The following is a 23,672-nucleotide window of genomic DNA, read 5'->3' as shown; positions in this document are numbered from 1 at the left end:
GGATTGGGGATCGGGGATCGGGGATTGGCGATTGGGAATTGGGATTTGGTTATTTCTGTTGTCTTCATTGTCTTCCTTATCCCCAGTTCCTAGTCCCCAGTCCCCTCGATACAATCCTACGCGAGGAATCGGCTGGGGTGGTGAGGGATGAAATGAAGTGAGCAAGCAATTATCAGCGACGAATTTGAGGGCGTTAATAATATTTTCCACTCCGCCTTCTCTAAAATACTGCCATACTTGGTTTACAGTACCCAAAGGCACGGTAGACTGAGAAATTAATTGCAGATCGAGAGCATCGTCTCCTGGTATTACAATTAAGGATGTACTATTACGTTGGACAATTTCCTGCACTACTTCCAAACCATAAGCCCAATAGGAACGTCCTCCTAACAAGCGCAGAATTATTACCTGGGCAAGCTCCAAAACTTGCTCTGCGTAAGAATCTATACTTATTTGTTGCTGCAACTGCAACAAATTGGCGACTCTTAATGCAGGAAATGTTTTAGGTAATCTGGGGACGGCAGTTGCCAAAGTTTGAATGTCGGTGTCAGCAGCCGTAATAAACACAAAAGGAGCTGGAGTTTGTTCTAAAAAAACTAAACCTTCTGATTGATTCCATCCTCCGGATGTGGCGTTTATACGATGCATAATCTTGTATTACCGTCTTAAACTGTTGATTAAAGTACAATTACAAAACATTTCTATTTAGCAACGCCAGTTGCTACAAGTCGGCAAAGCTGACAGCAGTTGCTTTAAGTCGGAGAACCAACTTCCTGCACTGCTTCCCCACCGCACTGGCTCTTCAACCCTTCTTACCAGACCATTGAAAATGCTTAGTTCCCCTGATTTGAGCTTTTCTCGAAACTTGCCTTTAGTTGTTTTTAATCAACTTGAAGAATTGTTGCAGCAGATGGCTCAAACGGTAGGAAATAATACTCTAATAGTTACAGAAGCCTTACTAGCACGCATTCGTATACCTGTAGAGTGGCAAATCCAAAGGTTTACGCTGGTGGCTTCTGAGGGCTTTAGCGCGCTTTTGGTAGGCAACCAAGAGCAGGGGAGTAGGGGAGCAGAGGAGCCAGGGAACAAAGGAGCAGGGGAGGAAGAAGTTTACTCAGCACTCTATGTTAGCTTGACATTTAATTTTGAGGCGATCGCTTCCTTTATCGCCAAACTGAGAGATTTATTTGAGTGTGATTCGCATACTCATCAAAATCTCGAACGCTATCGGCAAATTATTGGTCTTAATGATGTTACCCTCCAAAGTAAATTTACATTCTTGTTATTGGAATATCTCCTGCCACTGCAAAATCAGGAATTGACAGAATCTTCGAGTGAAAATGAGCCTGGGATTTATATTTGTCAGCCAGTGGAAGATGCGCTGAAAAAACAGATTTCCCAAGAACGGCTGTTGAATCAAGTTACAACCCAAATCCGCAAAAGTTTAGATTTGCCAGTAATTATGGCAACAGCGATCGCCCAAGTACGTGAGTTTTTAGAATTAGACAGAATAGTAATATATAAATTTGAGAGTTCAAGAGTCAACCAACAAGCAACGCTTAACGGTCAGATTTCACCTCAACCTCCTATGCAAGACTCGCAGAATTATGGGGGCTGTATTGTCTATGAAGCTCGTGCTACAGATGCTATTCCATCAGTATTGCATTATACGGAAAAAAATTGCTTTATTAGAACTTCTCAATGTTGGGAAAAGTATCGGCAAGGATTTACCTTAGCGGTGGATGATGTCGAAAAAGCTTATGCGTTAGAAGAGTGTTTGTTGAATTTTTTAAGAGAAAGCCAAGTACGGGCAAAGTTAGCAGCACCAATTATATTTGAAGATAAACTCTGGGGGCTACTAATTGCTCATCAGTGCAATAATTCACGTGAGTGGGTTGAGAGTGAAAAAAGTTTGCTGAGTTCTATTGCCGAACAATTAGCGATCGCTATTCATCAAGCTGAGTTAATGCGATCGCTCACTCAAGAAAAACAAACTCTCGAACAAAGAGTAATTGAGCGGACAATGGCACTACGCGATGCTTTACTCGCCGCCGAAGCTGCTAGCCGCGTCAGAAGTGAATTTTTAGCTACCATTAGCCATGAATTGCTCACACCTTTAACTTATGTGATTGGTATGTCTTCTACTTTGTTACGCTGGCCATTGGGTGAATTGAGTCAACGACAGCGGGATTATTTACAAACAATCCATGACAGCGGCGAACATTTATTAGAAATGATTAATGACATCCTCGATTTATCACAAATAGAGGCTGGTAAAACAGTTTTAAATATCACCGAATTTTCGTTAATCAATATAGCAGAAAATACTTTAGAGTCCCTGTCAGAAAAAGCAACCAACCAACGAATTAATCTGAAACTCGATTTGCAAATAAATCCCCAGCGCGATCGCTTTAACGCCGATGCAGAGCGAGTCGAACAAATTCTCTGGAATTTATTAACTAATGCGATTAAATTTACCCCTGAAGGTGGCAGTGTCACCTTACGGCTGTGGGTAGAAGATGACACTGCGATTTTTCAAGTAGAAGATACGGGAATTGGGATTCCTGAAGAACAATTACCACTGATGTTTGAGAAGTTTCAGCAACTCGATACGCCCTATCGCCGCCGCTACGAAGGTACGGGACTCGGCCTGGCTTTAACTAAACAACTGGTGCAACTCCATCGAGGACGAATAGAAGTAGAATCCACAGTTGGTATTGGTTCAATTTTTACTGTTTGGATACCAGCACAGCCCATGAGAGTTCTGAGTCAGGAGTGCTGAGTGCTGAGTGCTGAGTGCTGAGTGCTGAGTTAGTTGACATCAAGAATTTAAAGTTGGTGAAGTATACAAGCTTTGCCTTAGCTATTACGCTTTAAACTACATGATTGCTCATGAGGTTCGTTGACCGCTGACGGTTAACACTCAACAGTCAACAGTCAACACGAAAAGGTTTGCAAATTAATGCACGACAACTTATTAGCTAACTTGCCAATTTTGACTTTTGAATTCTGCTATAAAACATAGTCGTAGTCACTAATGTTAGAACAGTGTTGATTACTCAAAGCCTTGATTTCACAAGGTTTTTACTCAGCACTCAGCAACGCCACTTGCTTCAAGTCGGCAAAGCCGCCCAACGCAGTGGCTCCTCAGCACTCAGCACTTTCCTATCTTGTCTCAACAAATCGCTTGAGAAAAATGACACATCGCGTTAAGCTTCCTTAGCGTAACTGCACGCTGTGACATCAGGTGATGATAAATCAAACCTCCCCGCAAATTCCCTCTAACACTTGGAATCGTCTCATCGGTTTAGGTTGGGATAAACCTTATACTGTTCGCTACGCAAGTAATATTGATGATGGCCCTTGGTATGGTATGCCTTTGGGTGGCTTTGGTGCGGGTTGCATCGGTCGTTCTTCGCGGGGAGACTTCAACCTGTGGCACATTGACGGTGGCGAGCATATCTTTCAAAATGTACCCGCTTGTCAATTTAGTGTATTTGAGTCTAATAGCATATCTTCCCAAGCTTACGCTTTGTGTACTCAACCTCCAGAAGATAGCATTCTTAAAGAATGGCAATGGTATCCAGCACCTTCTGTAGACAAGGAAACAGGTACATATCATGCTTTATATCCGCGCAGTTGGTTTGTTTACGAAAACGTATTTCAAGCAAAGTTAACTTGCGAGCAGTTTTCACCTATCTGGGCAGGAAATTATCAAGAAACTAGCTATCCTGTGGCGGTGTTTCGCTGGAATGCTCATAACCCCACAGATGCACCTATTACACTCAGCATCATGCTGACTTGGCAAAATATGGTGGGCTGGTTTACTAACACCCTCAAGTCTCCTGAAGTACGAGTACGCGATGATGGTAGTCCAGTTTACGAGTATCAGCCGCGCTGGGGTGAAAGTAAAGGTAACTATAATCAAATAGTTGAAAATGCCCAACACTTTGGTTGTGTTTTCGGTAGAGTTGGTAGTAAGGACCCTTTAGAGGAAGGGGACGGAACTTGGTGCATTGCTACCCTGAAACATCCTCAAGTCGAAGTATTTCACCACACTCGCTGGAATCCTGTCGGTACGGGTGAAGATGTGTGGCAAAGCTTTGCCGCAAATGGCTCTTTGCCCAATCATATTGACACAACTCCAGCAGATAATACACAGATAGGGGCGGCGATCGCTATTCGTTTCACTCTCCAACCAGGTGAAACTTGGGAAATTCCCTTTGTTCTCGCCTGGGATTTACCTGTAACAGAATTTGCCGCGGAAGTCAATTATTACCGCAGATATACAAACTTTTTTGGTAACAACGGTCAAAATGCTTGGGCGATCGCATCTACTGCCTTAGAACAATACCAAATTTGGCAACAACAAATCCAAAACTGGCAACAACCAATTCTCGATCGAGAAGATTTACCTTCTTGGTTTAAAATGGCTCTATTTAATGAGCTTTACGACCTCACCAGTGGCGGTACTCTCTGGAGTGCTGCATCAGAACGCGATCCTGTTGGTCAGTTTGCGGTATTAGAATGTCTAGATTACCGCTGGTACGAAAGTTTAGATGTGCGGTTGTATGGTTCTTTTGGGCTGCTGCTACTGTTTCCGGAATTAGAAAAGTCAGTAATGCGTGCCTTTGCACGGGCAATTCCTGAGAGTGACGATACTCCCCGTGTGATTGGCTACTACTACACAATTAAGGCGGAAAGTCCAATTGCTGTTCGTAAAACCGCAGGCGCAACACCCCACGACTTAGGCGCACCTAACGAACATGTGTGGCAGAAAACCAACTATACCAGCTATCAGGATTGCAATTTGTGGAAAGATTTAGGCTGTGACTTTGTTTTGCAAGTGTACCGAGACTTTCTTTTCACAGGTGCTAATGATGTGGAATTTTTAGCAGACTGCTGGAATGCAATTGTTGAAACTCTCAACTACTTGAAAACTTTTGACTTGGATGGCGATGGCATTCCAGAAAACTCTGGCGCACCCGACCAAACCTTTGATGATTGGCGGTTACAGGGTGTAAGCGCTTACTGTGGCGGGTTGTGGTTGGCAGCTTTAGAAGCTGCGATCGCTATTAGCGATATTTTGTTAAATCATAATAGCAATATAGATGCCTTAGCGTTGCAAAAATCCACCTATGAGAGTTGGTTGGCACAATCTCGCCCCATTTATGAAGAAAAACTCTGGAATGGGCAATATTACCGCTTAGATAGCGAAAGTGGTTCTGATGTAGTGATGGCAGATCAGTTGTGCGGACAATTCTACGCTCGTTTGTTGGGATTACCGGATATTGTACCGAGCGATCGCGCCCTTTCTGCATTGAAAACGGTCTATGATGCTTGCTTCCTCAAATTCTATGACGGACAATTTGGTGCAGCTAATGGTGTTCGTCCCGACGGTTCGCCAGAAAATCCTCAAGCGACTCACCCTCTAGAAGTTTGGACGGGTATCAATTTTGGGCTGGCCGCTTTTCTAGTACAAATGGGAATGAAGGATGAAGGATTGAGATTGACACAAGCTGTAGTGCAGCAAATTTATGACAATGGACTGCAATTCCGCACTCCTGAAGCTATCACTGCTGCTGGTACTTTCCGCGCCTGTGTTTATCTTCGAGCAATGGCTATTTGGGCAATCTACTTAGTTATCAGTTAGTAGAAATAAAGCAACAATAGGCTAAGGAAGGTTGGGATGAACTATAAAATTTCACCCTAACCTTCAAGAACAGCTAAAGCCAAACAGCCTTTGGTCTTCAAAAATATGTAACCAAAGATACACAATAAATTTTATAGATATTTTACGATTTATCTTTTGCTTGATATTTTGTCTAAACCAAAAATAGTAAATAACTACAATTTTTAGGTTTATTTTCCGGTTATTTTACGAACACAAGGAAAAAGTAAATAGGTTAAGAAAGATTTTAGATTCACGAATTCAGACTGCTTTTTTAAAAAATAAACATCATAGCTGAAAATATTAAGTGTTAATAAAATTACCCAACTCATGTACAAAATTGGCTATTGTCCTGTAAAAATTTCGATTTTTCCGCTTTGTGGGTAAAGGTAATGTTTATCGTGTGTCAGATGTTTATCAAAAAAATATATTTAAAATTACTAAATAAATTTCAGTCTTTTGAACGATATTTAAATTTATTTCCGTATAAAAATGAGAAGTACTTAAGTTTAATCAATACTGCTTAAAAAGTCAAACTATTTTTGAGAGTTACATAAATATTACTGAGTATTAAAAGTTAAACTCGAAGGAAAACATTAGTAAGCGATCGCTTTACTGCTGTCAATAAAAATTGAGTTTTACTGAAGATAATTTTGGGTTTTCAATATGTAGCTAGAAAAAGCAACTAAAATTGAAACCAGCTTTCAACAAAATTTAGCCTAGATTAATCAGTTTACTAACATTTTTATAATCTCCTAATTCTCGTTTCTTATAGAATTATTCTTATTAAACAAAGCAACGAGCCATAACTCATGAAAATTACTAATTTGGATTATCACTTGGCTTAAGTACAGTTCTATCGCTAGTCTCATTTAGTATTTTCACGAGTTTCAATCACTTAAATTAGACAACTACCAGTGCAGGTGTAAAACTTTGTATTTCTACTCTCTATACCTGCAAGTTTTGTTTGGATAAATGTTGCAACATCTTAAATAAATTCATTCTCTCAAAGTTACTAAATTACATCAATAATGTTCAACTTGAACCTGCTATGTCTTTTTTTAACACCGAACAAAAGATGTTTTGCTATGTGCAATTTGCTATGTTTAAAAAGGTCAGTAAATTATACCATAAAAAATCAAATTACAAAAGTTGTTGCAATCGTTTTCTAAGTATATAGCTAGATTGACAACAAATTTTTATGCCAAAGCGCCAGATAGCATATACATGTAAACCTTGCTCATAAAGAGATTCAAGCAATCTAGATTCAAATCTTACTCAGTCCAATTGTCAAAATCTTTTTCAACAACATCTAAATAGGATATTTTAGATTTTTTTAATAATATTTTTGTTGCTACATTAATCAGTTGTTTGTAAACGTAATTAATAGTGATTTTTCTTGGTATACTGAGAAAAAGATAAAGCTAAAATGACTATATGGCGAGGGGTGTAACCCCTCATTAGGTAACAAATATGGGACAAAGTACAAAGTTGCACAAGACACAAGTTAATGTCAAAATGTATTCAGTAAATTTGACTGATAAACCTGCTAAAATGGAAAATGACATTAACTACAAAAATAGTATAAATACTAATGTAGATTTTCATGTCGTAGAACAAGTAATTTTTATTTTGTAACATCAATATATTGCTTGTTCGCAAATACACTCGTAATTTTAAACCGAGAAATTATACAATAAAAATATCAGGGAAAAATAAACTGCTATTTGGGATATTAAAGGGTACAAAGCTACATCTACCAAGAGCTACCCCAGGACTTTTAAAGCTTCAATCAAAAGGGCAGTTTTGAGATTAAGCTATATGATTTTTCCTCACCACTATTTAGCTTTCAACAAAGTATCAATTTCTAGCATTATTGTCATTTTATTAACGGCAACCGTTATAGAAATAACTAGAAATGCAGGAACATCAACACTTGTATTAATTCAATAGCTGCAAAGTAATTAGTGCATTTAGGTAAAAATAAGTATGCAGAATAGAAACAAAGCAAAAAATCAATCTTTAGGCAAGTCCAAAAAATAAATTATTCAGTTTAAAGTTGTTGACTGTTTGCAGTTAACAGTCAACAAGAGCAATGGAATATTTTCTTACTTGCAAGTCCCTTAATCTTTCTTTCCTTCTGCCTTATTCAGTAGTTTTATCCAAGACAATCAATACTATGAATCAAGATATTCCCGGCATTAATGGCAATTTCAATAAAAAAATTAATCCCGAACAATTCGACCAAATAGTTGAGGCGATTTTGGCCGGAAAGTATTCTTGGGCATGTGTTTTGATACTACGTTTGGCTGGGTACAATCCTTTACACTACATTCCCTATCGCACTTATAACCGATTGCTCAAAGATAACTCTCAAGCGAACAAATCGCATCAACAGCATCAGGAAAATGTCAAAACTACTCAGGCATCTGCTGACAAAAAATCTGATACTAATGTTGCAGTCAGCTGCTTGGGTAAAATTAAAGACCTTCGTAGTGGAGGTCTAGACCGTCAGTGGTTGGGGAAGCAAATTCACGAGCCTCAATCTCTAAAATCCGAGCCTCAACCTGAAAGTGCTTAAGATTTGCCTTTGACATGCTATAAAATCAATTACAAATTCGGCTGCACAGTTCACGAGCACCTCATTCTCTGCTATGTCATTCAAAAATCATAGATTAGCAGATTGTTTGTACCGCAGTCCTAAATCAATTGTAAAAAGTAAGATTTCCAACTTCTTCAAGAAATTGGAAATCTTGATATTTTAATTGTCACTAATCAGATGCGCTCGCTATGATGATATTAATTTAAAATTAAACAAAAAATTATTACTAAAATCTGCCAAAGTGGCAAGTTTTTAACTATAAAATCTTATACATTATAGAGAACTATTTAAATATTAAGGAGTAAATTTGTTTTCCAAAATAACATCAATCATTATCTGACTATCAAATCTAACTGATTGCTATCGCTGAAGCAGTCAGTATCTTGTGGTAGTAAATAACTTCTACACTTAGACTAACGATATACCGTTTCTGCTGGTGGTTCTGTTTCCAAGAAAGTCCGAGCTTAAAAAAGTGAGTGACAATGGTGGCTTTCCCCAGTCTTAACTTTGAATGCTTGCTATCAAGTTTCCCTGTGGTGGAGGAAATGAGATAGAACTTTCTATATTCCGGCTAGTGTTGCTTGTGCTAAAAGCTTTTTAGCACTATTACCGAGAGGGAACTAGAAAACGTAACGGTTCAATCGTTGTTGTGGCTGATAAAACTTATAGCTTTTACGCTTCTCTTTGGACTAATAATCCTAATTCTGACAATTAGGATTATTTCTGTTTTATAAACTTGCAATTTTTATAGTAATTATTGGAAGCTACCAAACTGGAATAGCTTCCAATTTTTTTATTTATCAAAATCTAGGCTTTCGGATTCACAAGAAAGCTACTTAGAGCTGGCTTTACAAGTAGTATAGCTATCTGGGATCTAACTTTCATACTAGGGATAGATACTGAATTTATAAAAAACCATAGATATCTCAAGTTAATTCTAGATATTATTTATCGCTAAAGATAGATGGATTAACTGTTATCTTTTAATGGATATGATTGTTTAGATATTATTGTTTAAGTAGGAAAATATAGATATTAATATTAACAGTTACAATCAATCAGCAATTTCCGCTAATAGATGTTTGAGTAACAAAAAAACTCAATAACTTAGCCCTCTTTTTTAAAATAATTTGATTGTGAGTTTTTAGTAAAAATATTATCAAGATTTCGTTAAAAACTTACTTTCCTGTTAAAAACTATTGACTATGTAGAGAAAAATTTTTAAAAAAATAACAGTGGAGTAAGACAACAGCATGAGGAACTGTATTTTTTAGTTGAAACTTTCTTCTAGGCTACTTCAAATGTTTCATGAACCGCTGATGTCAAGATAGCTAGTATTACGCTATTGTAAGAAGTAGATTTGTATTTATACCTGACCTTAGCTGCCTCTAGGTTCCAATCTCTGGAAATGATTTCAAGCTTTTTTGGGAATCTAAACATAACCAATTTAAATGACTTGAGGTTGATTTATAAAGATGTCTTGTATAGTTCAATAACATCCTCAAAATAGGAATGACTATAAGGCTCAAATTTGCTTGCTTGCAATTATCTACTCAAGTAATTGGTTGAAACTAATACCGGCGTTACACCAGTCTTTAAAAAGACTGTCAAATTTTTGTGCTTAACGAGTGAATTACTCGCTGGTTTTAAGTGTTTTACCAGAAACTGCTGTTTATTAGGGAAAATAACAGCTATGCTTGCTGCATATTTTGTCAGGTTTGCTAACTACTATTCACGAAATATCTACTCTTACCTCTTGAGAGCGCAGTCTCTAACAAAATTTTTACTGGCTGGAAAAAATAAGAAAATCCCATGATGCGCCAGAAATTTAATTACCGTCTTATCTTGGCACAGCACATTATGCAAGATATGGAGGGTTAAAAGTGGCAGTAGCTTAGGAATAACTCCCCTAATTCAAAATACTAGGAGAGTAAACACTTGGCATCGGTTCTGGCTTTTAAATGCCAAATTAAAAATTAAAAATACCTTTTAGTTTTTAATTTTTTGGCTATGGAGATTTTTGCAATTAGGCACAACGGACATGATTGCCCGGATTTTACAGTGGACAGTAATTGGTAATAATTATGTCAAACTATTCTAGTCAATTCAAAAATTTTGAAACTTATGATCCACAAGAAAGCAAGTTTTTAACGCCTTTTCAAAGAAAAGCTTTATTAAAACACTTGCAGAATAATTTACAGCCAGAATATCGACGACGAATTGAAATTATGTTATTAGCAGATATGGGTAAATCTCAAACCCAAATCTGTCAAACATTAGGTTGTTCTCAGGAGATGGCGCGTTACTGGGTTGGTTTAGCAGAAGCAGGTTTAGCACATAAATGGAACGAACGACCGATTGGCAGACCTAAGATTGTTAATAATCAATATACCGAACGCTTGAAAGAATTAGTTAGCAACAGTCCTCGTGATTATGGATACGCATTTACTCATTGGACAGCCCAATGGTTAAGCAAGCATCTAGCGAATGAATTAGGTATTGAAATTAGCGATCGCCATGTCAATCGTTTGTTAAAACAAATGGGACTTTCCACCAAACGTAAAAGTTCCTATCAACAAGAAACTGAGCAAGAGCAGGATGCTGCGATTACGATTGGCGACTTACAATCTAACCGCGAACCTAGTTTAAATTGGTCATTCAATTTAATGCGAACCAATCAATAGAACAATCAAAACCGAAGGAAAAAGGATGAAATTTTTTACTTCATCCTTTTTCATCAATACTGTCTTGGAGGTCAGGAAATGCCATCAGCGTTTTCCCAGCAGCAGTTAGCACAGCAACTCACCCAAAATTTGGGTGAGTCTTTGTCAGAGAGTGAAATAGATATGTGTTTAGCAGCGGTGGAAATTGTCGAACCACCGGTAGCAAAGCAGTTTTGGCAAGCAGTAGCAGCGCAAGCAGGAATTTATATCATCCTTGGGGGTAAAGTTAGACTACTCGATCGCTTTAATAACTTAATTACTACCCTCTCAACAGGCACATCATTTGGCGAGTCAACTTTATTTCCAGAAGAAAAGTATAGTGCTTATGTCGCTAGAGCTTCTGTGAACTTAAAACTTTGCTATGTTCCGCAAGCAGCATTACAAGAGATAATGCACAGATATCCGAGCATAAGCGATCGCCTAAAAAAACGTGCAGAAATCTGGGATTTACTGTTATTACGTTCTCAGAATGGTTTACTTCCTCAGAATGGCTCTGTAGAAGAGGTACTCAGAGCGCTATCTTTATTCGAGCGGCACACCTTAGAGATTGGCTCATTTCCAGTCAACCTATTCAAAAATACTAAGCTCTGGCTATTGCGTCGAGGAGAACTGCTATATACTGACGGGCACACATTAATACCAGGGAACATCTATGTCTGTCCCAAGCCAGGAAATTGGCAGGTAACGCAACCAACAATTATTTACACTCTCAAAAATGATGATTGGCAAACAGCCATACAATACTGGCCGCAATTGGCTGAGTTAATCAAATTGCAACAGATGGAGACTGGGGAAGAAGACACGGGGACGCGGGGAGGGGGAGATACGGAGAATGCTTCACAAACACTTCCAACTTCTTCTTTCTCCGCGTCCCCCCGTCGCCCCATCCCCGTGTCTTCTTCCAACATTCCGCGATTGCCGCAATCAGATTCTCAGCCAAAAAGACAACGACGAGCCTATTTTCCCAGCCCAAAAATTAAGGCAGGTCAGTGGTGGGGACGCTTGACTAAGCGGTATCCATTTTTTGAACAACAAAGTGCCTCGGATTGTGGAGCAGCTTGCTTAGTGATGATTAGTCGCTATTGGGGTAAGCGTTTGAGTGTGAATCGACTGCGGGAGCAAGCTAACGTTAGCCGCGGTGGCGCATCACTGAGAGGTTTAACTGTGGCGGCGGAAAGTATTGGTTTTACTACCCGTCCTGTGAAAGCTAGCCTCGATCGATTGGCACAACAATCCTTACCAGCGATCGCCCATTGGGAAGGCAAACACTACATTGTCGTCTATGAAATCAACAAAAAGCAAGTAATTGTTGGCGACCCGGCGATCGGGCAACGCACCCTCACCCACGCGGAATTCAAAGCCGGGTGGACTGGTTACGCCTTATTATTGCAACCGACACCTCTGCTGAAAGACACCGAAGAAGCAACCACAACATTGTGGCAGTTTTTTGATTTAGTCAAGCCTCACTCACGAGTGCTTTTAGAAGTGTTTGTCGCTTCGGTGCTGATTCAGATATTTGGATTAATTACGCCGCTATTCACTCAGTTATTGTTAGACCGAGTAATTGTACAGGGTAGCACCCTCACGTTAAACGCTGTAGGTTTGGGGCTAATTATTTTTGGATTGTTCCGCGTTGGCATTAATGGACTGCGGCAATATCTCTTAGATCACACAGCCAATCGTATCAGTTTAGCTTTGTTGGTTGGTTTTATCAAACATACCTTTCGCTTGCCTCTATCATTTTTTGAGTCGCGTTACGTTGGCGATATTGTTTCTCGCGTCCAAGAAAATCAGAAAATTCAACGCTTCCTCACCGGAGAGGCACTGTCTATTACTTTAGATTTGCTGACGGTGTTTATCTATGTAGGATTGATGTTTTGGTACAGCTGGCAAATGGCATTATTTAGTTTGCTGATTGTACCGCCCTTTGTCTTACTGGCGTTGATTGCCACACCTTTCTTACGCCGCATTAGCCGTGAGGTATTTAATGCTTCAGCCAATGAAAATAGTTATCTGATTCAATCCCTCACAGGTATTCGCTCTATTCGCTCTATGGCTATCGAGCAGACAGTGCGCTGGCATTGGGAAGAACTGTTGAATAATGTAATTAAAAAGACCTTTAGCGGACAGATCGTTAGTAACCAATTACAAATCTTTAGTTCTGCAATTGAATCTTTAGTAACTACAGCATTACTCTGGTTTGGTGCTTGGTTGGTGATTCAAAATCAACTCACAATTGGGCAATTAGTTGCTTTCAACATGTTGTTAGGTAACATTATTCGCCCTTTCCAGCGGATTGTGGTGTTGTGGAATCAATTGCAGGAAGTAATCATTTCTACCGAGCGGATTAATGATGTTTTAGAAGCCGAGCCAGAAGAAGATTTACACTCGTCACCCCGCCAAATATTACCTAGGTTGCGCGGTCACATTCGCTTTGAAAATGTCACTTTTCGCTATCATCCGGAAAGCGATGCCAACGTTCTGGAAAATCTCAGTTTTGAAATTCTGCCAGAGCAAACTGTAGCTGTTGTCGGTCGTAGTGGTTCTGGGAAAACCACACTTTCTAAATTAATTTTGGGTCTATATCCGCCGACAGATGGCAAAGTATTAATTGACGCTCAAGATGTGACTAGTATTGCCCTGCGATCGCTGCGATCGCAAATTGGTGTTGTCGATCAAGATACCTTTTTGTTTGGCGGCACAATTCGTGAAAATATCAGCATTGCTCATCCTGAAGCCACCCTCGAAGAAATTATTGAAGCAGCGCGTTTAGCAGGAGCAAATGACTTTATTCAGCAACTACCGGGGGGTTACGAAACCCAAATAGGTGAAGGCGGTGGTATGTTATCTGGCGGACAACGTCAAAGACTAGCGATCGCCCGTGCTTTACTGGGAAATCCCCGCTTATTACTATTAGATGAAGCCACCAGCCACCTCGACGCTGAATCTGAGCGGATTATTCAAAATCACCTGAAAACAATTCTCAAAGGGCGCACAAGTTTAATCATCGCTCATCGCCTGTCCACCGTGCGTCATGCTGACCAAATTCTGGTTTTAGATCGTGGCTTACTAGTCGAAAGCGGTACTCACGACGAATTAATTGCCAGAAAAGGTCATTACTTTTATCTCAACCAGCAACAATTAGCGCCTACAGGTTGAGAACCTGGGAAATTTCATGAACTAGGGATTGGGGACTAGGGACTGGGGACTAGGGACTGGGGACTGGGGACTAGTGATTGGGGACTGGAGAAAAATTTCCCAATCGCCAATACCCAATCGCCAATATCCAATCGCCAATATCCAATCGCCAATCCCCAATACCCAGTCGCCTAAATTACTTATGCCAAACCCATATCAAAATTTATCATCCATACTCGCTAAACCAAAGCCAGATATGGTTTCCCAGGTTGAGGTTTCTAATGCTGTTGTTGATTATCAAACTGATATAGAAACCGAGGCGAATGATTGGTATTACGGCACTGAAGAACTACTAGATGCCTTACCAAAACTCTGGACGCGCTCAATGCTGTACTTGCTGGCAAGCTTTGCAGCGATTATTTTACCTTGGGCGATGCTGGCCAAAGTTGATGAAACAGGAAGTGCCAGAGGGCGTTTAGAACCCAAAGGAGCAACGCAAACATTAGGCATTGCAGTTGCCGGTAGTGTCAAATCTGTTAGCGTCAACGAAGGTCAGGCTGTGAAAGCAGGACAAGTTTTGCTAGCACTAGATTCTGATGTCTTGCAAACAGATTTGCAACAGGCAAATACCAAGCTAGAAGGAGAAATTAGCAGGCGATCGCAACTAGATTTGCTAAAAAATCAATTAATCCTGGCAATTAATATCCAAGAGCAACAAAACCAAGCTCAAGCTTTGGAAAAAATGGCTCAAGTCAATCAGGCACAGCAAAATGTCGATGCCAAATTGAGTACGTATAACTTACAAAAATCGGAAAAATTAGCTTTAGTGGAACAGGCTAGACAAAGCATCAATTCTACCTTGATTGCCCAAAAATTAGCTAGCAGTCGTTTGCGGCGAGATTTAGCAGAAACCGCACGCTATCGCCAACTTTTACAGGCTGGTGCAATTCCGCAAACTAAGGTTGTAGAACTAGAGAAAACAGCAGAAGAAAGCCTCAACTCCCAAGAACAAGCAAAATCAGAGGCTACACAAGCCCAGTTGCGTTTACAAGAGGAGTTAAGTCGCTATCAGACGACGATGAGTCAAGCTATTGCAGATATTCAGCAAGCAAAACTCCGCCTGCAAGAACAGCAAAGCAGCTATCAGGGTGTGGTGCAAGCGGGTAAACTAGCGGTGCTGAAAAATCAAGAACAACTCAAAGACCTGCAAACGCAAATTACTAGCTTGCAAACGGAAATGACTCAAACTCAAAGCCAAATCCTTTCCTTGCAGCTACAGTTACAGCAACGAGTGGTGCGATCGCCTATTGATGGCACAATTTTTGAATTACCTGTGAAAAAATCCGGGGCGGTAGTAGAAGCAGGACAGACGGTTGCCCAAGTTGCACCTAACAATACTCCTTTGATTTTGAAAGCGCAAATGCCTAGCGAACACAGTGGTTTCTTGAAAGTGGGAATGCCTGTAAAAGTCAAGTTTGATGCTTATCCCTTCCAAGATTATGGAGTGCTACCAGGGCATGTCAGTTGGATTTCACCTAACTCGAAAATTCAAACGAACGGACAAGACCGTACAGAAACTTATGAGTTGGATATCACTTTGGATCGTCCTTATATCCAAGCTGCCAACAAACATATCACTTTAACCCCTGGTCAGACAGCAACCGCAGAGGTGATTGTGCGTCAGCGTCGAGTGATTGACTTTATCCTAGACCCCTTTAAAAAATTGCAAAAAGGAGGTTTAGACCTTTAGTAATTCATCTCGAATAAATTCTTAGTTATCTGCAATTTAGAACATGTATCTCGAACATTAAGTAGGACAGACTTTTATCACCTGCCCTACTTTTTGCATTTCAAGGTCAACTTAAATTATTAGTTTGTTCGCTATAAAATAGCATAACCTCAGAATATATCAATTAAGAAGATGAAATTCATGGTTAAACCAGATAAATCAATAGTAAAAATCTTATTCCCGTCCATGCTATTTAAACTAGATTTATCTGATTTATTATTGACACCACCTTGAATATTGTTTAATGTCACCTCAGAACCACCTACAGTTGTAGACATTTCTAACAATGTTAGATCGTTAAATAATCTGCTTGCATCAATAGAATGCGATTCATGATTTACTGTTGTAGTCATTGTTTTATTCCCCTCAGTCAGGTTTTACATGAGATGATAGACATGTACATGACTTTAGCAAAGCAGAATAATTGTTATGCAAATAGACATCAATTCGTTTCTAAATTGATACAGCTAAAGCCTTAAAAACTAGTGATTCTAAGAAAAATCTAAATTTGAGGATTTACAATCCTTATTTAGATAACTTCTCTGTTCCTTTGTTAGGAACTCTAACTATCAGTTCCAAAAATCGAAGCACATCTACTTTCAATCAAAAAAGTAGAACCAATTGTAATTGGATCTTGAATAGTCTACGGTGTTAATTTTATTATTGTTATAGTTGAAAGCATCTGAACCTTGAGATGTATTTTCAGTGTTGTTTACGCCATCACTAATGTTAGTTAGATAAATAGAGCTAGAACCTCCGTGTATACTATTTGCTTGCGCTGGAGTCAGATTTTGCAAAAGTAACTCTAAATTAGTAGTATGTAAGTTGGGAACTAACATTTTAGTCATTGTCTTACTTTTTTGGTCAGGTTTGTGGCTCAGAATTTCTCAACCACAAATTAAACAGGTATGCAACTCGATTGAATGCAATTATCCACAACTTAGCTAACAAAGTTATACATTAACTCTGTTACACCATCAAGAAATTTATCTATTGATTTATGTTGACACAACTGTAACAATTATCAATAACTAATAAACCATATTATAATTAGACCTCGAAAAGTCTGTAGTATTAATTTTGTTATCATGGAAGCTGCTTGAATTTATGCCACCTTCAATTGTATTATCTCCTCCGTATTTAATATATCCTGAACCATTTATTGTAGTTTCATCAGTAATATTGGTTATATAAATATAGGGTAAACCACCTCCAAATACAGTTTCAGCTTGCGCTGGAGTTAGTTCTTGTAAAAATGTTTTTACATCAGGAGGACGTAAATCAGAAACGATTATTTTACTCATTTTCTTACTTGTAAACTAGGAGAATATTTATTGTCTTACTTTCTCGATCGGGTTTATTACTCAGAATTTGTCAACCCTAAAATAAATAGCTATGCAACTCGATTGAATGCAATTATCTACAACTTAGCTAACAAAATTTTACGTTAACTCTGTGACAAGATCAATAAATCTATCTATCGAGTTGTGTTGGTATAACTGTAAAAATTAAATTATCAATAACTAATAAAAAAACATATTATAATTAGACCTAGAATAGTCCATAGTATTAATTTTGTTATCGTGGAAGCTGGTTGAATTTGTACCACCTTCAACTGTATCATCGCCTCCATATTTCGTAAATCCTGAACCATTGATTGTTACTTTATCGGTAATATTAGTTATAGAAATATAAGGTAAACCACCTCCGAAAACAGTTTCAGCTTCCGCTGGAGTTAGTTCATGCATAAATATTTTTACATCAGGAGGACGTAAATCAGAAATGATTACTTTACTCATTTTTTTGATTGGATATTAGGAGGATATCGAACTTCTAAATTATTACACCAGTCAGTAAAAAATTAACTGAGAATATATGAAATTTTTGTATAGAAAAGTCTTTATTTAAAATATTTTTAGGACGAAAATACAGTTTTTTTGTCTATATAGTTGATTTATTTAATAGTTATTAATAAAAAATAGATTTGGATAAATTTAATACAATATTGTATTAAATATATAACCTAAAGTAGATAAGCTACCTATTATTGACAGTATAATGATTAGTAATTTTATAGATTAATTGGATTAATAACTTCCAAATAATTCAAATTTTTTCAATGGTAGGGCGAACGATGCAATCTTCAAGAGCATCAATTTTAACTAATTACCTTCAGATATTAGTTTCGTAGTTCGGTGCGTTATGGACTCAAGTCCTAACGCACTGAACATCTTTGATGGTGCTACCAAACTCAAGTTTTTTGTGGATAGGGTTTTTTCGACTTTTGTGTACACCGTAGCTAAATATTCACACTGTTCTACTTAGTACTGTTCTGGACTTCTACCAGTTGTCATATCAATTTTCCATATTTTAAATATAAATTATATAACTACAGATAATTACTTTTATTTAGTTTTTTCGAGATATTTATCTCTTTTTTATGTCTTTTTAATTGAGCTATCTATTGTAAATAGATAACATAATCACACATATTTATTATAGATTTATAAGCACTAGAGCATATCATAAACTAACTAAAAAATTAACTATATTAAACCAGATATATAAATAACTCAAATTAAATAAAACTAAAGTATAAATTTTATCGCTAATTCAAAATTTGTTCGTAGCTATTATTCGGTAGCTGATAAATTATATTGAAGCAGTGTTAATTAATAGATATTATGTTTGGGTATTTTCTTGTAATTATAAGCAGTCAAATACAATACATAATTTTCAGCGTTATTTTAATAAATTTGATTGTAATAACTGTTAATTAAAATATTAAAAGTATCATTAGATAGAGACAAGAAATTATATATAAAGTGAATATGATAGATACGCTACTAATTCACCTGAAAAAGTTAGATTAACTAATTCAGAATTAAGTGTGTAACTGGAGGAATTGCATGATGATAGGTGTTTTAAATATTGCTAACGAAGATATTATTTACCATCTCAAGTTATCTTGTCAAATTCCTAGTCTTTTGGAAGCGATCGCTACTCGAAAAATTATTCTTGATGCCGCTGAGAAAGCAGGAATTGAAGTTGAGACAGAAGAACTTCAACAAGCAGCAGATAATATGCGTTTGGCTAACAAACTGGTCAAAGCAGAAGACACTTGGACTTGGTTAGAAAAACATCATCTTTCTTTAGATGACTTTGAAGAAATCGCTAAAACAAACCTCATATCTGCCAAATTAGCAAATCATTTGTTTGCAGATAAAGTGGAACCTTTTTTTTATGCTCACCAAATTGATTATACTGGGGCTGTAACTTATGAAGTTGTTTTAGATGATGAGGACTTGGCGCTAGAAATCTTTTACGCCTTACAAGAAGGCGAAATCAGTTTTCAAGAAATCGCTCGTCAATACATCCAAAATCCAGAAATTCGCCGCGCTGGTGGCTATCAAGGAATCCGCCATCGTAACGATTTTAGACCAGAGATTGCAGCCGCAGTCTTTGCCGCCACTCCCCCACAAATTATTAAGCCAATAATTACACCAAAAGGAGTACATATAATTGTCGTTGAGGAAATTATTAAACCACAATTAGACGAGAATATACGTCTTAAAATAATGGGAGATTTTTTTAGTAACTGGTTACAACAGCAACTCACCGCTGTAGAAATTGTAGTGCAGCTTCAGAACAATATAAATTCTCAATCGTCTAAAGAACTGCTAGAATCAGCTTAAGTTTATCAATAAGAATGTAATTAGCAAAACACAAAGAAAGACTTATAGCAAAATTGAAATGCTAAGTTTTATTTCTTTGTGTTTTTTATATATTTAAATAGTTTTATTTAAATTGACTGTTACTCAGCCGCGTCCACTTTGATTTTATAGTATATAATTGTAATTTCATATCATCAGTTTCATTTTTGTTATTTCTGGCAAACATGCAATTATTTTTGAGTAATCACATATAGGTACGATAGGGTATATATTCAATAGGATTTAACCCAATAACATAGAGAATTAAAACACAAGCCCAGGAATACTTACCAACTACAATAGCTTTAATAATAGGTTCCCATTCTTCAGAATTGATTATTTTGTCTGAAGGTCGATCGCAGTTAGAAAATTCTTCATTCATCATATTACCTCTCATTCGAGAATTTAGGGTATTAGGCGACTGGAAGTCACAACTAAACAGGTAAAATTTTGATTTCCAATCGCCAATTAAAGCTAGTAAAGTTAGGCGCAAGTAAATCAACCATCGAGAATAAATTGATATGCTTACGCTGTGTGCATTTTTAATCTTATGCAGCGGTTTTAAGTGCAAGCATCACTCATCAATTAATAACCTCAAAGTTATTGAATTTTATATTTGTAAAGGAGTGTAAATATCCTCAGAATTAGCATTGAGGTAAGGACGTTGTAATGCAATTTCATGGAAAGTGAAATGTTGGAGAATCGATGACATCCGAATTGCTGGCGTATCATCTCCTTGCTGCCAAGCATCTATCAACCCATTAGCAATAATTTGGCAGCGGTGCGTACCAAAACTTTCTTTCTCGCCAAATTTACGGTCTGGTTCTTCTGCAAGAGCTAATCCCGGAGCCATCAACTTGGTAAACAAAGGCACTTCTTCCTGAAAATAAGATTGATTTTCTACATACACCCTTTCTAATACTGAATGAACAGTTGCATAGTTGTATTTGTCAAAGTAAAGTACTGCCGAATCACAACGCCCATAATCGGAAGGGTTATACAATGCTTTAAAAGAAAAAGGAATATGTATGGAGTTGAGTTGGCTAGTTAAACTTTCCATGACTGCAACTGCACCTTCTGGGGTTAAGTTAAAATAGACACGCACAATATTCTGGCGTTCGTGAGCAGCTGCATTACCAATTGCCATATAAAATGCGCTTTGTACCAGATTCTTGGGCATTTTGATGGCAACTGAGTTACCGACAGTAGCAGTTCGTTCTTCTGGTTGTAAATGAACATCGCGGTCAATGTGCAATTTCAAACCATTCTTTTCTATTACCAAAATGCCATTCATTTCTTCTTTAACTACAAGCCAATCATCGCTCAAATAGCCTTCACCTCTATTGCTTGTATGCAAGCGCTCATAAAAAGCAACATCTACACCTAATGTCGTATTATTTTCTAGATTTTGGTTCAATGGTGCATTTATTTCTTCTGCATTGGGTGCAAGAGAAAGTTTCATTGAACCGTTGTAATAAATGCCATACAAAAAACCACGCAATTGCAGACTTAAATACTTGTTCTGAAGATCCAAAGGTATTTGCAAAAAGCGCGAAACTGCCGATTCTGGTAATTCAAATCCTTTGTAGTCTGGATGCTTAATACTATAGCGTGATTGAATTTCAACCTTATAAACGATGTCTAGTAATGATGTCTGTAATGACTCTGGGATATCTGAAAGTTGAGTTGACAGCGAATCTAATAGTTGCATAAGGGCTGGCCTGTGAATTAAGGGGGAGTAGCGGGAGATGGGGGAGTAGGGGGAAATGAGGAAGAAATTCTACCTTGTCTCCCTTTTGTACACGCGATACCAATTCTCTAAAATTCAGCAAAACATTCAAACCCCCAAACCCAGACCATATCTGAATTTCTTAATTACGAATGAACTACGAATTAGGAATTGGTATGAGTTGTCTTTATCTAGCTTTATACAGAAGATAAACTGGTGGGATACAAATCTGATGCTTCTACACCAAAAATTGTTTGTATAGATGCTTCTGAACGGCACAATAAACTTTTGGCAACTTGAAGCATACAGATACCAACATTACCAAAGGTTTTTTGGTGCTGGAGTTGTGCTTGAATAGCTCGAATCAAAGCTAGACCGCAAAATTGCATGACTCGCTCGATGAAATCGGGACGAAGCTCTAAGATTTCGGGGAAATTAGCCAAATAACTACTAACTAGCATCGTAATTGAAGGCTGAAGCAGTTGTAGAGGTATTGTAGCTAGGCGTAAAGACTCTTGAATCGCAATCAGATTACTAGTAACCAAGCTGTGCAGCCAGATTTGCAGATAGCTAGCCACCAATGTTCCTAAATCATTAGCTGGATCTCCCCAAGCACCGCGTTCCCAGTCAATCAAGCGAATAATACTGTCATATCCAAGCGATTCTGGCAAAATCGCCTCTTCCCAATTCAAGGATAAAAGAATATTGTTTAGCTTCAGGTCATTATGAGTGAGACAACAAGGAGTAAACGCACTACTCAAATCTGCGATCGCCTGTCCTAAGCTATCGTATCTTTGATACAGAGCAAAAAATTTTAATCCATCGGCAGGAACTCGACCATAAATTTCTGGGGTAATCCTATCTATTCCCAAATTTAGGTCTATGATTTTTTTACTAGATGCACCTTCAATATTTTGAATGAATTCCTGATAATCTTGTCGATTAATGGTTCCATGATGAATTGCTGCTAAAGTAGCTCCAATTATCCTGGCAATTTCAGTTGGAAATAGATTTTCCTTGGTGTAGTAATCAGCTAAATCTCGGTAGTTACTCAGATAATTGAAAACAATAATGGAATTTGCAGCATCAAAATGTAACACTTCCGAACAAGAAGAGCAAATGTAGCTAATTTCTGGAAATCGTCGCAAAAAATTATGAATTTTCCATTCATCGAAAAACTCACCAACAGACTTCCCTTCTCGGTCGAGACGCTCTTGCTTCACTAGAAGTTGCCGATTCTCTGGCAAACTAATTAATAAATTAAAGTTTTTGGCAGGCTTTAGCTCAATCTTACTCAATGATTGTTCTTCTGGAGTACACAATCCTAGGGCGATTAGGTATTCTAGAACGTTTTGAGAACTTAATAAAAAAGGCATAGTGTCAGATGTTTTTAGCAGAATGAAAGTTGTTGTTGGTTAATCAAAAAACTGTAGAAGCACAGTAATGCTACCCATACATAGATTGCACACAACATCTTATTGGTCATCATGTCAGTTTACGGTTCAATCATCAAAGAGGTATATATGAAGAAGAGAAATTAGACTCACTACTATTGAAGGATTTTGCTAGTAGCGAAATGTTGTAGATGGCAAAAGCCGCTAAAGCAAAATCAAGAAACTTATCAGCAAAGTTAATAATTTCAGATAATGCATCATCACCACCATATACAAACATGGAATCGATATCATTAATCGCGGTTAGGTAACTTTCCGAATTAGCTGAATGCAGATCGGAAATTATGATTTTTGCCATTTATTTACTTTTCACAAAAATCATAGATAAAATAGTTTGTGTGAGAATTATTCAGTTAGTCGTTACTACCTTAAAGTCAGTAGCAAACTACAAATTAAGTAAATATTGTGTGGGCAATAAAAGTATTGGTTATAAATTGGAAATATCAGTAATGTTAGTTCTAGGAAGCTTTCCAGCTATAACAACATTTTATCATTAGCTAGAGAGAGTTTAAATATTGTCAATCTGGCAATGATTGCTTCCTAAATCACTTATTAAAATCAAGTTGGCTCTCTAAGGTTATTGTTATCAAATAACCCTTTTGTTCAAAACATAGATTACTTTCTCTAGTGAATCTTTCAAGAGCCATCTAGTATTGTAGTTAACTACAAAGCTATTTAACAGTGTCATTATGGCTGTATGACTTAGCGATAAGGACAATGTGACCAATAGCATATGTAGTAACCCAAGCTTCAGCTAGCTTTGTCAGTCCCGACATGTCGCTAACTTCGGCAGTTCCACCAAAAATGGAATCGACATCGCTCAGTTCCTGAAGAAAACTTTCGGAATCTTGGA

The 23,672-nt window shown here is 37.8% G+C and carries 18 protein-coding genes and 1 pseudogene; 9 read left to right on the top strand and 10 right to left on the bottom strand.

Annotated elements, in window-relative coordinates; translation table 11 throughout:
• A pseudogene (locus I8752_RS13560) lies at positions 1-648 on the bottom strand (cobaltochelatase subunit CobN); the annotation flags it as partial.
• A 181-nt stretch (positions 649-829) separates the two neighbouring features.
• Between I8752_RS13560 and I8752_RS13555 the strand changes: the two are divergent.
• From I8752_RS13555 to I8752_RS13520, 8 genes are all read left to right on the top strand, one after another.
• Positions 830-2,782, top strand: a complete 1,953-nt coding sequence (locus I8752_RS13555) for a GAF domain-containing sensor histidine kinase (protein WP_214432847.1) — start codon at positions 830-832, stop codon at positions 2,780-2,782.
• 266 nt (positions 2,783-3,048) lie between these two features.
• On the top strand, positions 3,049-3,213 hold the full coding sequence (locus I8752_RS13550) for a hypothetical protein (RefSeq protein ID WP_214432846.1): 165 nt from the start codon (positions 3,049-3,051) through the stop codon (positions 3,211-3,213).
• A gap of 37 nt (positions 3,214-3,250) precedes the next feature.
• Positions 3,251-5,653 carry a GH116 family glycosyl hydrolase gene (locus I8752_RS13545; RefSeq protein WP_214432845.1) on the top strand — a complete coding sequence of 801 codons (2,403 nt, stop codon included), beginning with the start codon at positions 3,251-3,253 and terminating at the stop codon, positions 5,651-5,653.
• A 1,491-nt stretch (positions 5,654-7,144) separates the two neighbouring features.
• Complete coding sequence (locus I8752_RS13540) at positions 7,145-7,309, top strand: hypothetical protein (RefSeq protein WP_214432844.1); 165 nt, start codon at positions 7,145-7,147, stop codon at positions 7,307-7,309.
• A 541-nt stretch (positions 7,310-7,850) separates the two neighbouring features.
• Positions 7,851-8,252, top strand: coding sequence for a HetP family heterocyst commitment protein (locus tag I8752_RS13535; protein ID WP_214432843.1), 402 nt, complete (start codon positions 7,851-7,853; stop codon positions 8,250-8,252).
• 2,105 nt (positions 8,253-10,357) lie between these two features.
• Positions 10,358-10,957, top strand: coding sequence for a helix-turn-helix domain-containing protein (locus I8752_RS13530; RefSeq protein ID WP_214432842.1), 600 nt, complete (start codon positions 10,358-10,360; stop codon positions 10,955-10,957).
• 78 nt (positions 10,958-11,035) lie between these two features.
• Positions 11,036-14,155: a peptidase domain-containing ABC transporter gene (locus I8752_RS13525; RefSeq protein ID WP_214432841.1), complete on the top strand. Its 3,120-nt coding sequence runs from the start codon at positions 11,036-11,038 to the stop codon at positions 14,153-14,155.
• Positions 14,156-14,336: 181 nt separating this feature from the next.
• A complete protein-coding gene (locus I8752_RS13520) occupies positions 14,337-15,884 on the top strand; it encodes an HlyD family efflux transporter periplasmic adaptor subunit (RefSeq protein WP_214432851.1) in 1,548 nt (515 codons plus the stop codon).
• Between the two features lie 149 nt (positions 15,885-16,033).
• Here the strand turns inward: I8752_RS13520 and I8752_RS13515 are convergent, their stop codons facing one another.
• The 4 genes from I8752_RS13515 to I8752_RS13500 form a co-directional block, all read right to left on the bottom strand.
• Positions 16,034-16,276, bottom strand: coding sequence for a hypothetical protein (locus tag I8752_RS13515; protein ID WP_214432840.1), 243 nt, complete (start codon positions 16,274-16,276; stop codon positions 16,034-16,036).
• A gap of 246 nt (positions 16,277-16,522) precedes the next feature.
• Positions 16,523-16,771, bottom strand: a complete 249-nt coding sequence (locus tag I8752_RS13510; RefSeq protein WP_214432839.1) for a hypothetical protein — start codon at positions 16,769-16,771, stop codon at positions 16,523-16,525.
• A 183-nt stretch (positions 16,772-16,954) separates the two neighbouring features.
• Positions 16,955-17,227 (bottom strand): hypothetical protein, encoded by a 273-nt coding sequence (locus I8752_RS13505; RefSeq protein WP_214432838.1) that lies wholly within the window; start codon positions 17,225-17,227, stop codon positions 16,955-16,957.
• 219 nt (positions 17,228-17,446) lie between these two features.
• Positions 17,447-17,722, bottom strand: a complete 276-nt coding sequence (locus I8752_RS13500; protein ID WP_214432837.1) for a hypothetical protein — start codon at positions 17,720-17,722, stop codon at positions 17,447-17,449.
• A 1,113-nt stretch (positions 17,723-18,835) separates the two neighbouring features.
• Between I8752_RS13500 and I8752_RS13495 the strand changes: the two genes are divergently transcribed.
• Complete coding sequence (locus I8752_RS13495) at positions 18,836-19,618, top strand: peptidylprolyl isomerase (protein WP_214432850.1); 783 nt, start codon at positions 18,836-18,838, stop codon at positions 19,616-19,618.
• A 223-nt stretch (positions 19,619-19,841) separates the two neighbouring features.
• Here the strand turns inward: I8752_RS13495 and I8752_RS13490 are convergent, their stop codons facing one another.
• The 5 genes from I8752_RS13490 to I8752_RS13470 all read right to left on the bottom strand — a co-directional run.
• Entirely contained in the window at positions 19,842-20,021 is a 180-nt protein-coding gene (locus tag I8752_RS13490; protein ID WP_318780842.1) for a HetP family heterocyst commitment protein, read from the bottom strand.
• Between the two features lie 225 nt (positions 20,022-20,246).
• Positions 20,247-21,347, bottom strand: coding sequence for a T3SS effector HopA1 family protein (locus tag I8752_RS13485; protein WP_214432836.1), 1,101 nt, complete (start codon positions 21,345-21,347; stop codon positions 20,247-20,249).
• A 215-nt stretch (positions 21,348-21,562) separates the two neighbouring features.
• On the bottom strand, positions 21,563-22,741 hold the full coding sequence (locus I8752_RS13480; protein WP_214432835.1) for a phosphotransferase: 1,179 nt from the start codon (positions 22,739-22,741) through the stop codon (positions 21,563-21,565).
• Between the two features lie 133 nt (positions 22,742-22,874).
• Positions 22,875-23,117 (bottom strand): hypothetical protein, encoded by a 243-nt coding sequence (locus I8752_RS13475; protein WP_214432834.1) that lies wholly within the window; start codon positions 23,115-23,117, stop codon positions 22,875-22,877.
• A 373-nt stretch (positions 23,118-23,490) separates the two neighbouring features.
• On the bottom strand, positions 23,491-23,672 hold a 182-nt coding region (locus I8752_RS13470), incomplete at its 5' end, for a hypothetical protein (RefSeq protein ID WP_214432833.1).

The sequence above is a fragment of the Dendronalium phyllosphericum CENA369 genome, from assembly GCF_016056275.1.
Lineage (GTDB): Bacteria > Cyanobacteriota > Cyanobacteriia > Cyanobacteriales > Nostocaceae > Dendronalium > Dendronalium phyllosphericum.
The sequence above is the reverse complement of the archived record's forward strand: the minus strand, read 5'-3'. Positions and strand labels throughout refer to the sequence as shown.